The organism is Limnohabitans sp. DM1 (genome assembly GCF_001269385.1).
GTDB lineage: Bacteria > Pseudomonadota > Gammaproteobacteria > Burkholderiales > Burkholderiaceae_C > Limnohabitans_A.
Genome location: NZ_CXOO01000010.1, coordinates 403,136 through 416,872 on the forward strand (window position 1 = coordinate 403,136; position 13,737 = coordinate 416,872).

11 protein-coding genes and 2 pseudogenes are annotated in these 13,737 nt (G+C 56.2%); 7 read left to right on the forward strand and 6 right to left on the reverse strand.

Going from position 1 to position 13,737, the window contains the following annotated elements; all coding sequences use genetic code 11:
- Window positions 1–270: 270 nt before the first annotated feature.
- From AMM33_RS03170 to AMM33_RS03180, 3 genes are read left to right on the forward strand one after another with little or no spacing between them, the layout of a single operon-like run.
- A complete protein-coding gene (locus AMM33_RS03170) occupies window positions 271–1,551 on the forward strand; it encodes an MgtC/SapB family protein (protein WP_090138666.1) in 1,281 nt (426 codons plus the stop codon).
- Window positions 1,552–1,560: 9 nt separating this feature from the next.
- A complete protein-coding gene (locus AMM33_RS03175; RefSeq protein WP_090138668.1) occupies window positions 1,561–2,382 on the forward strand; it encodes a PPK2 family polyphosphate kinase in 822 nt (273 codons plus the stop codon).
- A 39-nt stretch (window positions 2,383–2,421) separates the two neighbouring features.
- Window positions 2,422–3,360, forward strand: coding sequence for a CHAD domain-containing protein (locus AMM33_RS03180; protein WP_194945195.1), 939 nt, complete (start codon window positions 2,422–2,424; stop codon window positions 3,358–3,360).
- Here the strand turns inward: AMM33_RS03180 and AMM33_RS03185 are convergent.
- Complete coding sequence (locus AMM33_RS03185) at window positions 3,348–4,298, reverse strand: cation diffusion facilitator family transporter (protein WP_090138796.1); 951 nt, start codon at window positions 4,296–4,298, stop codon at window positions 3,348–3,350. The genes AMM33_RS03180 and AMM33_RS03185 overlap by 13 nt on opposite strands.
- Before the next feature lie 182 nt (window positions 4,299–4,480).
- Between AMM33_RS03185 and AMM33_RS03190 the strand changes: the two genes are divergently transcribed.
- Complete coding sequence (locus tag AMM33_RS03190) at window positions 4,481–5,977, forward strand: Ppx/GppA phosphatase family protein (protein WP_090138672.1); 1,497 nt, start codon at window positions 4,481–4,483, stop codon at window positions 5,975–5,977.
- 8 nt (window positions 5,978–5,985) lie between these two features.
- Entirely contained in the window at window positions 5,986–6,645 is a 660-nt protein-coding gene (locus AMM33_RS21725; protein WP_228767916.1) for a hypothetical protein, read from the forward strand.
- Window positions 6,646–6,656: 11 nt separating this feature from the next.
- Here AMM33_RS21725 and AMM33_RS03205 read toward each other — a convergent pair whose 3' ends face one another.
- The 4 genes and pseudogenes from AMM33_RS03205 to AMM33_RS03220 all read right to left on the reverse strand — a co-directional run bounded on the left by AMM33_RS03205 (window position 6,657) and on the right by AMM33_RS03220 (window position 11,114).
- The gene (locus AMM33_RS03205; protein ID WP_090138678.1) at window positions 6,657–7,118 is read right to left on the reverse strand and encodes a SixA phosphatase family protein; all 462 of its coding nucleotides are present in this window, start codon (window positions 7,116–7,118) and stop codon (window positions 6,657–6,659) included.
- A gap of 5 nt (window positions 7,119–7,123) precedes the next feature.
- The gene (gene ppk1, locus AMM33_RS03210; protein WP_090138680.1) at window positions 7,124–9,211 is read right to left on the reverse strand and encodes a polyphosphate kinase 1; all 2,088 of its coding nucleotides are present in this window, start codon (window positions 9,209–9,211) and stop codon (window positions 7,124–7,126) included.
- Window positions 9,212–9,344: 133 nt separating this feature from the next.
- Window positions 9,345–9,860: pseudogene (locus tag AMM33_RS03215) on the reverse strand (UDP-2,3-diacylglucosamine diphosphatase); the annotation flags it as partial.
- An 18-nt stretch (window positions 9,861–9,878) separates the two neighbouring features.
- Window positions 9,879–11,114 carry an ISL3 family transposase gene (locus AMM33_RS03220; RefSeq protein WP_090138798.1) on the reverse strand — a complete coding sequence of 412 codons (1,236 nt, stop codon included), beginning with the start codon at window positions 11,112–11,114 and terminating at the stop codon, window positions 9,879–9,881.
- A 133-nt stretch (window positions 11,115–11,247) separates the two neighbouring features.
- Between AMM33_RS03220 and AMM33_RS03225 the strand changes: the two genes are divergently transcribed.
- Window positions 11,248–12,177, forward strand: coding sequence for an HNH endonuclease family protein (locus AMM33_RS03225; protein WP_194945197.1), 930 nt, complete (start codon window positions 11,248–11,250; stop codon window positions 12,175–12,177).
- A gap of 195 nt (window positions 12,178–12,372) precedes the next feature.
- Window positions 12,373–13,206: pseudogene (locus AMM33_RS03230) on the forward strand (DEAD/DEAH box helicase family protein); the annotation flags it as partial.
- A gap of 283 nt (window positions 13,207–13,489) precedes the next feature.
- On the opposite strand, the gene AMM33_RS03235 reads toward AMM33_RS03230, so the two are convergent.
- Window positions 13,490–13,737 (reverse strand): Lon-like protease helical domain-containing protein (locus AMM33_RS03235; RefSeq protein WP_369802393.1); only part of this gene is annotated, 248 nt, incomplete at its 5' end.

A 13,737-nucleotide genomic window follows, 5' to 3' on the forward strand; every position in this document is an offset into this window, starting at 1 on the left:
GTCAACTCCTGGTTCAAATTTGCAAGGGATTCAGGCTCACCCTGAGCCCTTGCTGGCGGGGAAACTGTTTCGAATGTACGACCCAATTGTGACAATATCGTGTCAATCATGGTGCAGTCGTGTGATGAAGCTCACAAGTTTTCGCTCTTTGGACGCCATATCGCCCCTTTTTTGAGCCCTTTTCAGCCCGAATGTTGGCTCATATCAAGCACCGTCAAGGCGCAAGCCCTACAGTGAGTCCACTGTGGCTCAACAGATTGCAAAAAGCGCATGCTCACTTCCATAGATTCGGCCGTGCTGTTCAAGCTGTCCGTGGCCTTGGGCATCGGATTGCTGGTAGGTGCAGACCGGGAGCGGCGCAAAGGCGAAGGCCCCCATCGCCGGGCCGCAGGCATTCGCACCTTTGCCATTGCATCATTGAGCGGATTCGTGGCGCAAAGCATGGACTCTTCCGGTTTGTTGAGCGCCTTGCTGCTGATTTTGGGGGCTTTGACCGTGGTGTCTTACCAGCAATCGAGCAGTCATGACCCCGGCTTGACATCCGAAACAGCCATTTTGCTGACCTGCCTGCTCGGCGCCCTGTCGGTGCAAGCCCCTGGATTGGCAGCCATCTTGGGCATTGTTTTGGCCGCATTGCTGGCTGCGCGTGAGCGCATGCACCAATTTGTTCGCCAGGTCATCACGGAACAGGAACTGCAAGACGTGGTGGTCTTTTTGGCTGCCGCGATGATCTTGTTGCCACTGGCACCCAACCGGTTCATCGGTCCCTTTCAAGCGATCAATCTGCACGAACTGGCGCGCTTTGTGGTGCTGGCTATGAGCATCAGCGCCGTCGGCTACATGGCCAAGCGCATCATGGGGCAAGGCAGCGGCATGGCCCTGACGGGCTTTGCTGGCGGATTTGTATCGAGCACCGCCACCATCTTGAGCATGGGACAAACAGCGCAGAAATTCCCCACCTCCACCCAGGCCGCCGCCGTGGGCGCGGTGTTGTCAACGGTCTCCACCATGCTCCAGCTGGGTTTGCTCGTTTCTGTCTTGCTGCCACCGCTTTTGCCCTACATGCTGCTGCCGATTGGCTTGGGCATCACGACGGCTGGCCTGTATGCCCTGTGGGTCGCCAAGCGTCCTCTAGGTGCAGCCGCAGCCCAAGAACTGCCCCTCAAAGGTCATGCTTTTGACCACAAGACCACCTTGTTGATGACCGGGATAGTTTTGTCCGTCACACTGTTAACGGCAGCTTTGCAGACATGGCTGGGCGCCATGGGCATGATGATTGGGGCCTTCGTGTCAGGGTTTGCAGACGCGCATGCCAGCGTGGCATCCATGAGCAGTCTGGTGCATCAAGGGCATGCATCGCTGGATCAAGCCCAGTGGGGCATCTTGCTGGCCGTCAGCAGCAACACCCTGAGCAAAGCGGCCGCGGCCATGACAGCAGGTGGCCGCGTTTTTTCGACCTGGGTTTTGCCGGGTCTGTTTTTGGTGACATCAGCCGTCTGGATCGGCACACTGGCCACACCTTGGCTATTGAAAGTCATCCTGACCCTTTGAAAGCGCGACATGAACAACATTGATTTGCACGCCTGTCGGGTCAAGCCCGACACAACCATGGATTTGTCTGCTTATCCGACCACACCGCCTGAAGCGCTGACGCAAGAGGACAGCACGCTGTGGCCTGAGCGTCTGCACGATCTGGCAGAACAGCTCAACCGACTGCAGACCACCTTGCACGCAGGCCAAAGTCGTGGTTTGCTGCTGATCCTGCAAGGCATGGACACGGCCGGCAAAGATGGTTGCATTCGCAGCGTGTTCACCCACGTCAGCCCCTTGGGCGTGCGGGCCGAAGCCTTTGGGGTGCCGCATACACTGGAGTTGCGCCACGACTTTTTGTGGCGAATACACGCCAAGACGCCAGCATTGGGTGAGATGGTCATTTTTAACCGAAGCCACTATGAGGACGTGCTGGTGCCTGTGGTTCACAGGGACATCAGCAAAGCCACACGCATCCAGCGACTCGAACACATCCGGCACTTTGAAAGTCTGCTGCACGATGCGGGCATTGCCGTCGTGAAATGCTATTTGCACATTTCCAAGCAAGAGCAGAAAAAACGTCTGCAAGCACGCATGGATGACCCCTTGAAACACTGGAAGGTGCAAGCCTCTGATTTCGACGACCGAAAAAAATGGAACGCCTTCATGCGCGCCTATGAACAAGCCCTGCAAGAGACCAGCACCGAACATGCACCGTGGTACGTGGTGCCCGCTGACTCCAAGCCATACAGGGATTTGTTTGTATCCGAACTCTTGGTGCACACCCTTGAAACCATGAAACTGAGACTGCCACAAAGCCGATTGAAGCTCTCGGACTTCGCCTTGCGCTGATTCAAGATGCCTGCCCAAAACGTCACCACCGCACCCTTCATGGCGCACCCCGTCGCCAGACAGGCCAAGCAGCGCACCGAACACATCATGGCCGCCATATTGCTGGAAAACTTCATGCACATGGCCCTCAATGTGTGCGCCCTGGGAAATCCCAGTGAACCAGAAATCACGCACCAAGCACGCATTGGCTGGCGGCGGGTGCAAAGCAGCCTGAAATTTTTCAAGCCCTTGCTGAGTGACTTTGCCCCTGCGCCCATGGCCCCATTGAAACCCCTGATTCAAGCCACCGACCAATTGAGGAACCTGGATGTGGCCATCGACATCACCTTGCCAAGCTGGCTTGCAGCACTGTCTGCCCAAGCTTCAAAAGTTCCAGCACACTGGACCGGCATGACTCGCGCCTTGCAAGCCGAGCGCAACTCAGCCCTGCATGAGGTCAACACCCTGGCGCACGACCCACAGACCACACGCATGCTGCTTAACATGGCACACTGGATCGCCCGTCTGCCACTGCAGCCAACACCCAAGCACCTCGCGATGGACCCCAAGCACTTGTCGGCATGGATTTTCAAGCGTCTGCACAGTTGGCACAAACGGCTCCAAGTCAGTGTCGACACGCTGGACTTGTCGCACCAACATCGACTGCGAATTTTGGCCAAGCAACAACGCTATGCGATTGAAAATGTCCAAGCCTGGGTCCCACACGCCTGGGCACAACGGTTTCACAGCCGCGCCCAAAAATGGCAAGAAGTACTGGGTCAGCAGCGTGACCAAACCATTGCTCTTGCGTTGATCGCACAGCTGGGCCCCTATTCAGACGTGGCGCAATGGCTGCAAAAACAATGCCCATCACCCCCTGGCTGTCCAGCGCAGGCCATCGGCGGGGCTGGAGCCACCGACCTGCACACACACAAAGCCTACTCGTCAGAATTTGCACAGCCCAAGCATTCACACCGAACCCATGATCACTTGGGCTGAACCAGTTGATGGTCCAGATCAGCTTTTTTCCAAGGGTCAAGGTGCGTCATCAGACTCAAGACGCGGTGCCGTTGCAAGACACGGCTGCGCGCTTGGACCGTGATGTCATGACCGGCCTCGACTGTTTGATGCGCGTCCACTTCAATGTGAGCATCGACCACAATCATGTCGCCCATCTTGCGCGTGCGCACATCGTGCACCCCGCGCACGCCCGGGGTGCTCAGCAGTGTGTCCTGAATGGCTTGCACCTCGGCTTCGTCGACCGCGCGGTCCATCAAATCATGCAAGGCATCCCATGAGAATCCCCAGCCCATGCGGGTCACCATCAAGCCCACGATCAGCGCGGCAATCGGGTCGAAGATCGGGTATCCCAGCAAGTTACCTACGATGCCCACACCCACCACCAGTGAAGATGCTGCATCAGACCGCGCATGCCAGGCGTTGGCCACCAGCATGCTGGATTTGACCTTTTTGGCCACAGACAGCATGTAGCGAAACAGCAGCTCCTTGGACACCAGGGCAACCCCAGCCACCCACAAGGCCGTCACATGCACCTGTTCAACACTGTGTGGCGACTGCAATTTGCCAAAAGCCGACCACAGCATGCCCACGCCAATAGCCAGCAACAACAGACCCAAGACCATGGATGCGGCCGTTTCAAAACGGTGATGACCGTAGGGATGTTTGACATCTGCATCTTTTTGGCTGTGGTGCCCCGCAATCAGAACCACAAAATCGGACACCAAGTCAGACAGGGAGTGAATACCATCGGCAATCAGGGCCTGTGATTTTGAAAAAACACCGACCCACACCTGCAAAATGGACAACAACACATTGATGGCAACACTGACCCAAGTGCTTCGTTTGGCAGCGAAAAGACGTTGCTGCTGTGTGAACGTGCTGTCTTCGGTATCGTCAGAAAAATCTTTGAAATTCATGAGAACCACTTTGGCAGAAAAAAAGTCGGGCCGCAACCATGACAGCACAGATTCATGAACCGGGCCGTGAGGCGCATGACACACCTGCCGCGTGATCGTCTGGCTTCGCCAGAACTTGTCACCGAAACTTTCATTTACCGTCACATAATGACCGATTGTTTACCCCCCCTTGTGACCCCACCATGAACACCCAATGCCTTTTTGCCGCCATTGACCTCGGCTCGAACAGCTTTCGGCTGGAAATTGGTCAACTGGATGCGGGTCACATGCGGCGTGTGGAATACATCAAGGAGACCGTGCGTCAGGGCAACGGGCTCGATGAAGAGCGCAATCTGACGCAAGACGCCATGCAACGCGGCTGGGATTGTTTGGCGCGATTTGGCGAAAGAATTGCCGGCTTCAAACCCGAGCAAGTGCGTGCCGTCGCAACACAAACGCTGCGCGAGGCACGCAACCGCGAGGTCTTTTTGGACAAAGCCAAAACCATCCTGGGCTTTCCAATTGAGGTGATTGCCGGACGCGAAGAGGCCCGTTTGATTTATTTAGGCGTATCACACCTGCTGCCGCAATCGAATGAACGCAGGCTGGTGATCGACATCGGTGGCCGCTCCACAGAGCTGATCCTCGGTCAAAACGCTGACGCCCACACGCTGGAGTCCTACCGCGTCGGCAGCGTGGGTTGGTCCATGAAGTATTTCGGTGATGGTCTTTGGACCCACGCATCATTCAAGGCCGCCGAAATTGCGGCCAAGGCGGTGCTGGATGAAGCGCAAATCATCTACAGAAGAGACAGTTGGGACACCTGCTATGGCTCATCAGGCACCGTAGGTGCAGTGGCCGATGTGTTGACGCATGCGGGGTGGCCAGCAGGCGTTATTCGACGCGAAGGGCTCGACTGGCTCAAGGACCGATTGATCAAGGCTCAAAAGCCAGAAAACTTGCGCATCGAGGGCGTCAAAGAAGACCGCAAACCTGTCATTGGCGGTGGATTGGCCATCTTGCGGGCGTTGTTTGACTTGATGCACATTGACGAAATGTTTGCTGCACAAGGCGCCCTGAGGCATGGCGCCTTGTTTGATCTGCTGGACCGAGAGAGCGCCCATACCGATGTGCGCGCCAAGATGGTTCTGTGGTTGACCCAAAAATTCGGTGTGGACATTACGCAAGCCAATCGCGTCTCGGTGACGGCACAAAGCCTGTTGTCTTTATTCATCCCAGACACCGAAAAGCAAAACGCAGCAAGGTATCAGAGAAAAATTCATTGGGCCTCTCAGCTGCATGAAGTCGGCATGCACATCTCGCACAGTGATTACCATAAGCATGGTGCCTACATCCTGGACAACACCGACCTGACAGGCTTCACCATGGATGAATTGCACCGCCTGAGCCAGTTGGTGCTGGGCCACAGAGGCAAGGTGCGCAAACTCGAAAGCGAACTGAATGATCCGATGTTTGTGCAACAACTCATGGCATTGCGCCTGGCTGTTATTTTTTGCCACGCACGGCGCGAACCCGATATTCAAGGTGTGCAAGTGCAATGCGATGTGCTGCGCCGCATCACCCGTGTGACGGTGAACAGCAGCTGGGCAGAGCAATGGCCTCAATCGGCGCATTTGTTGCGCGAAGAAACCAACGCCTGGCAAAAAACAGCTTGGGTATTTCAAATGGACGTACTCTGAACCGTGTATTGAATTTTCTGGATCAACGATGCAAACTGTATGCACCGTTAAATTCAAAGATCGTCATGTCCACAGCCAATACCAAAACTCCTTCTGCTGCATCGCCAAAAACCGAGGTAAAACCAGTCACCGGCGCAGACTTGCCCAGCACGGTACCAGCCAAAGCACAGACACCGGCAAGCCCAAGCAAAGCCATGAAGCCCGACACGAAAATTGCAGCGAAACCTGCCTCGAAAATTGCACCCCAAGCTGCCACAGAGCCGGCCCCAAAAGCCCCTCGAAAAACCACAGCCCCTGCAAGCCCTGCGACAAAGTCCAAACCGTTGTCTGCTGTCAAAAAGCCTGAACCCGCCACTCAAAAAGCGCCAAAGACTGTGCTTTTACCTGCCACCCAAGCCAGCAAAAGCCAGTCTACTTCTGCCGACAAAACCAAAGCGGTGAAAGAAAAAAAAATCAAAGTCATTCGCGACAGCTTCACCATTCCCAAGACGGAATTTGAACAACTCGCAGGCATGAAAAAACGCGCCACCACATTGGGCGTCGACATCAAGAAAAGTGAACTCATCCGCGCAGGCCTGCAATTGCTCAACAGTCAACCAGACAAGGCTTTCGCGGCAGCCCTGGCATCCGTTCCGACCATCAAAACAGGTCGTCCCAGCAAAGGCTGAGCGCCCAGACCTCACAGCCTGTCTGGCACCGTGACCGACATGATCACCGTCTGATCCTGTCCTTCACGTTGGCGGCTGCGCAACCACCAGACAGCGCCTTTGCGAATTGGACAGGCCCCATCTCCCATCTGCAAAAGACGTGAGGCCAACAGCCCCAAACTGGGCTGATGGCCCACGAGCAACACAGCATGCTTGGCATCAGGCCAGCCAGCTGCTTCCAGAAGGTCTTCAACACTGGCGCCCGGCGACAGGGCATCACGAACTTTGTATTTGCGACTCAGGGCGCGCACCGTCTGCTCGGCCCTGACAGCAGGACTACAGAGGATTCTGGCCCCTTCGGGCAATTGGCGCTCCAGCCAATCAGCCATGCGGCTGGCGTGCTTTTGACCACGTGACGTCAAAGCCCGCTCCAGATCGTTTTGACCCGGCTCGGGATCAAAGGCTTCTGCATGCCGCCACAAGATCAGGTCCATGCTGTCTACTCCTGCTGTGCTGCTGCGCTGTAACGGGCCATCAAAGCGCTTTGTGCGCTGTGCCCAGGTGCATGCAGGCCAACCCGGTGATAGCGTCCATCCGATCCCAAATCCCAAGCATCACGGCTGTCGTGCAGATAAGCCAGAATGCATTCATCAATGATGCGCTGGCGCAGCACGGGGTCATTGACCGGCCAAGCCAGCTCTATCCGCCGCATCATGTTGCGGCTCATCCAGTCAGCGCTCGACAGGTACAGAGATTCATCTTGTCCTGCACGGAAATAGAACACCCGTGAGTGCTCCAGAAACCGCCCGATGACGGATCGCACACGGATGTTTTCACTCACCCCTGCCATCCCGGCTGGCAGCATGCAGGCTCCGCGCACGATCAAGTCAATCTGTGCACCCTTTTGCCCAGCGGCCAGCAAAGCTTCAATCAAGGGCACATCGGTGAGCGCATTTATCTTGATCACAATGCGACCGCCCTGCCCTGCCGCAGCAGCCTCACCTGCAGTCTCAATATTGGACAGCATCTGCGCATGCAAATGGAAGGGAGCCACCAGCAAACGCTTCATTTTTGGCAGCCGACTTTGGCTGGCCAGATGCAGGAACAAATGGTCCATGTCGGCCGTGATATCGGCGTCACACGTCAAGTAACTGATGTCGGTATACAGCCGGGCAGTACGCGGGTTGTAATTGCCAGTCGACAAATGGCCGTAACGGCGCAATGTTTTGCCTTCGCGACGAGTCACCAAAAGCATCTTGGCATGCGTCTTGAGGCCTACCACGCCGTACACCACCTGAGCGCCAATCGACTCCAGTTGCTCGGCCCAGTTGATGTTGGCTTCTTCGTCAAAGCGGGCTTTGAGCTCGACCACTGCCGTGACTTCCTTGCCCTGCCTGACCGCTTCGCGCAACAAATCCATCATCACCGGATCATTGCCTGTGCGGTAAATGGTTTGCTTGATGGCCAGCACTTGCGGGTCATAAGCGGCTTCGCGCAAGAACGCCAGCACACCGTCAAAACTCTCAAAGGGCTGATGAATCACCACATCCCCCGCACGCATGCTAGCCATCACCGAGCCCTGACTGGGCAATTGAACCGGAAAACTCGCCTCATAGGGCGGAAACAACAACTGCGGCGCTTTGACCAGATCAATCAGTTGCATCAAGCGCACGAGATTGACCGGCCCGTTGACGCGAAATACAGACAGCGCGGGCAACTGAAATTGCTGTCGCAAAAATTCGGCCAGACGAGCCGAGCAGTCTGATGACACCTCCAGGCGCACCGCCTGGCCGTAATGCCTGTGAGCCAGCCCTTGGCGTAAGGCAGTGCGCAAGTTGTCCACATCGTCTTCATCCACGGCCAGGTCGGAATGACGTGTGACCCGAAACTGCGAAAACTGCCCGACTTCACGGCCTGCGAACAATTCGCCCAGATGAGCCCGAATCACACTCGAGAGCAACACAAACGCGGTGGCACCACCACTGACACGCGGCGGGATGGGGATCAACCTGGGCAGCACACGCGGCACCTTGACGATGGCAATTTCGTTCGCTCGGCCAAACGCATCTTTGCCCGACAGCTGCACAATGAAATTGAGCGACTTGTTGGCCACTTGTGGAAAAGGGTGTGCCGGGTCCAGACCCACCGGCACCAGCAATGGCTGGACTTCGTTTTGAAAGTAATTGCGCACCCATCGCCGCTGACCGGCATTGCGCTCACCGTGCGAGAGGATCTGAATGCCGTGTCGCTCGAATGCTGGCAACAAGTGTTCGTTGTACAACTTGTATTGCCGCCCCACCATGGCAGTGGCCTGCTCGGTGATGGCCTCCAGGCTCGCTTGTGTGTAAGGCCCGCTGGTCAAACCCTGCAAAGCGCCCATCACATGGGGCTCAGCGCGCACCTCAAAAAATTCGTCAATGTTCGACGACACGATGCACAAATAACGCAAGCGCTCCAGAACGGGCACTTCTGCACGGTGCGCCCAGTCCAGCACGCGCTCATTGAAGGCCAGAATGCTCAGATCCCGATCCAGCAAAACTGATTTTTCAGTGTTTTTCTCACCAACATTGACCGGGAAACTCGGCATATCACGCTCTCATCGAATGACTACAAATAATAGGAATCCATCAAGTCATTTTGATGACAGTTCCGTGAATCCTGCCGTCATATTTTTTGATGCGTGTGCTACAGCACACATCAGGGTATCCGTTCTGAACCTCTCATGCCAAGGCTGCCGCCATCACTTTGTCGCGCACGGTCACTGCTGTTGTCGACCCCCAATGGATGATTTCCAATCGCCCATCCGCATGCTCGACCAAGGCCGTTCGGCTCTCGACCCAGTCCCCATCGTTGCAGTAGAGCACACCATTGACATCGCGAATTTCAGCATGGTGAATGTGGCCACACACCACCCCGTCATAGCCACGTCGTTGGGCTTCATGCGCCACAGCCACTTCAAAGTCACTGATGAAGTTGACCGCCTTTTTCACTTTTAACTTCAGGTACGCCGACAAAGACCAATATTCCAAGCCCATGCGTGCACGGGCACTGTTGAGGTGGCGGTTAAAACGCAGCGTGAGCTCATACAAGCAGTCGCCCACATAAGCCAGCCATTTGGCGCACTGGATCACGCCGTCAAAATGGTCGCCGTGCACCACCCACAGTTTCAGGCCCGTGCAGGTGGTGTGACAGGTGTCGTGAAGCACTTCGACACCGCCAAATGCGTGACCCACAAAATGCGGCTCTGATGAATTTCAAGTGGGTTGCCCAGCATGAGGATTGATAGCGTGGAAGTCGAGTCTCCCGGCGATCAAGAAGATGACAGTCTTGATCGTTGTGATTCGCGTAAACCCACGCGCACGACGCTTGGATGCCTGGAACAAACCGTTGATGGCTTCGAGGAATCCGTTGGTCTGGCGTGTCTGCGCCCAGGCCACGATGCCTTCCATATGAGCGCGGATCATCTTGGCAACGTCCTTCATCGGTTCGACCTTGGAGCGCATCACGCATGTGCACCAGTGATCCAGCATGGTTCGCACAACGTTGATCTGCTTTCGATCAAGGATCTCACGCAACTGCTCTTTGTAGGACCACGCCCTGGCCGTGCGTTTGACGGTCATCTTGGCCATCAACGCATCCAGTTCAGCTGCCGCCTCCGGTTTGAGCTTGGCTGTGTCTTTGAGCAAAGTCCAGCGCATGCCCTTGAGAGACTTGTCGGTCTTCTGCTCGATCCGGCGCATCTTGTCCACTGCAGTGCTTGCGTGACCGATGATGTGAAACTTGTCAAACGTGATCCGGGCGTTGGGCAAATGCTGGGTAACCCCCGAGATGAAGGCGGGCGACATGTCGATGCTGGTCTGGATGATGTTTTCGCACGGGCAGCCATGGTCTTCCAGGTAGGACGCCAGTTCCTTGATGGTTTTAGCATCGCGCCCTTCGGTTACAAACAACACGCGCCTGGCAACGGCATCAGCGGCCAGCGTGACGTAGCTGTGTCCCCTGGCACGCGAAGTCTCATCAATCGCCAGTGCCGTGACATCCGAGTGATCTGCCAAGCCACAGGCCATCTCAACATACTTTTCGCACACGGCCAGAACCTTGTGCGGCGACTCCCCGACAAGACGCGAGACGGCGGCAAATGGCATCTGGCCAGACAGCATCAGAATGAAGGCTTCAAACAGCAAGGTGAAGCCATTAAGTCGCCCGGCAAAATCAGGCTCGACCAACCGCACCGAACCGTTGGGAAGTTTCACGCGAGGCGTGCGAACTTGCAGATGGCACTCGTGTTGAAAGAAGTTCAGGTGCCGATACGTCTTGGCCACCGTGTCGTGCACACCATGCAGCCCATCGTGACCCGAGACTGCAAAGCGACTGCCGACTTTGAAGTCAATCAATATCGTCAAGGTCTTGGCACCTTCGTCGAACTCAACCGAGGCAACGCACCACGGGTCAGTGATGCCCAGGGCAGATTCAAACAGCTTGGCAGTCATCAATTCACGCTCAAAAGTTGATCAATATGGCAGAAGCTTACCCACTCAAATTTCAAGAGAACCGAAAAACTACTTGTTCTCCCGCATACCACTTCGTAGCGATTTGGAAGCGCTGCAGCGCCGGTGGCGTCACATGATCGGCACCATCAAGCACGAGCGCTTTCCTGACTTTTTGCGTTACCACTTGCTGTGCCAGTCCCCACAGATTCGCAAACAGCGCCTGTTCAAGAAGGTGCGCGAAGAGGTCAAAACATCGACTGATGTGTTTGCCTTGATGGACGCACTGGAGCAACGCGCAGACCTGTTCGCTGCCATGGACGACACTGCGCACGAGTATTGGACGGAACGCCCTGCCGCCAAGCCCTATGTGCGGGACTTGCAGTTGTTTGGCGTGCGCCAGCACATGCCCTTGGTGTTTGCCGCTTGGGAGCGAATGAGCGCGGACGACTTCACCCGCGTTCTCAAGCTGCTGTGCGTGCTGTCGGTGCGCTACACCGTGATTGGCAGCCTGAACACCAACGAGCTGGAACCTGTCTATCACCGGGCCGCCAAGGCCTTGCTGGATGGGGCTGTCCGCACGCCTGCAGAAGTGTTTGCGCAGCTGCGCAGCGTGTACGTGGACGATGAAAAATTTGTCCGCGACTTTTCGCATAAAGAGATGGACACCACCGGTCGACGCAAGAAAGTGGTCAAGTACCTGCTGTGCGCACTGGAAAGCGATGCATCGGGCAAGCATCACGATTGGGAAAGCGACACCGGCACCATCGAGCACATCCTGCCCGAGAACCCCTCTGCGCAATGGGACGAACCCTTCAACCCAGACCGCCAGAAAGACTTCATCTACCGTTTGGGCAACCTGATGCTGCTGGAGCCAACCATCAACCGCCAATGTCAAAACGGCAGTTTTGAAGACAAGCGAAGCGAGTACGGGCGAAGCAGTTATGCCACCGCCAAAGCATTGGGGCTAAGCGATCAGGCCGATTGGTCACCCACCATCCTGGCCATGCGTCAGGAACGCATGGCCCAGCGGGCAGCGCATGTGTGGCGCTCGGACTTTGTTTGAGTGTTTGTGACTCACCCGCGAGTCACAAACCCATTTGCGTCTCATCCCAATGGCTTTTTGAGACACAAATTTCTTGATCGGGTTTTGATTGTCACGGCTGAAAAACACGAAAATGACTAGAAAATAGCTAAATATTTGGCGGCCACGCTGTTTTCACCCAATCATTTTTCTTGATCCAGTTTTGATCCCCACCTCATGAACGAAGCCGAAACCCGCGCCGAACACATCGACCCGGCCCTGGCCGCCGCAGGCTGGGGCCAGGTGGATGGCAGCCGTATCTTGCGGGAGCACAACATCACGGCGGGCCGCCTGCAAGGCGCGGGCAAGCGGGCGCGGGCCGACATTGCGGACTATGTGCTGGTCTACCGCAACACCAAGCTGGCGGTGATCGAGGCCAAAGCTTGGGCCAAACCGCTGACTGAGGGCGTGGGTCAGGCCAAGAGCTATGCAGCCAAGCTGGCGATTCGCCACACCTATGCCACCAACGGCCAGGGCATTTACGGCATCGACATGCACACGGGGGCCGAAGGCGAAGTGGCCCGCTACCCCACGCCCGACGAGCTGTGGGACATGGCCTTTGGCGAGAGTGAGGCGCAAGCGGCCGCCTGGCGCAAACGCTTTGCCGCCGTGCCACTCGAAGACAAAGGCGGCACCTGGATGGGCCGCTATTACCAAGAGAGCGCCATCACCCGCGTGCTGGAGGCGGTGGCCAACGGCAAAGACCGTGTGCTGCTGACGCTGGCCACAGGCACGGGCAAAACCTTCATCGCGTTTCAGCTGGCTTGGAAGCTGTTTCACAGCCGCTGGAATTTGAAGGATTGGAAAGACGGCACAGAGCCCAGCCGCCGCCCACGCATTTTGTTTTTGGCGGACCGCAACATCCTGGCCGATCAAGCGTTCACCGCGTTCTCGCCCTTCCCCGAAGATGCGGTCGTTCGCATCGATCCCAGCGACATCAAGAAGAAAGGCCGCGTGCCCAAGAACGGCAGCGTGTTCTTCACGATCTTCCAGACCTTCATGAGTGGGCCTGGCGAGACCAATCCACCGAACTTAAGATATAATTATTGACGCAACTCATTGATTTAATTGAAGTTTTTCTTATTTTCTCTCGCCGCAACATGACAACCACCATGGTAAGAAAATATAGGGTTAACCCTTGGGTCATCGCCTCTTGATGACCTGACCTCTGTCTTTGCCAAGCTGGGTCAGTTCATACACAGCACCGCCTTTGCAGATTTGGCCCGAGGTGCCCAGTCCACCGCCTTTGTTCGCCAACGCAAACTGCCCCTGCCTTGTCTCGTGGGCGCTTTGCTCAGCCAACGCTCTCAATCTCAGCAGCTGATGCTGGACTCGTTTTTCGCCAGCTTGGCCGGTCACCCAGGCCTGCAGGCAAGCGCAATGCACGGGGGTGTTCGGGTTCATCAAAATTGTGCAAAAAACACAAATCTGACGGGACAGGGTGCTGAGCGGCCTCAGACTGCATCATCTGTGCGAGCAAGGTGGTTCGGCCACTGCCCACCTCGCCCAATACAAACAAGTTGTAGTCAGGCTGGTTCATCT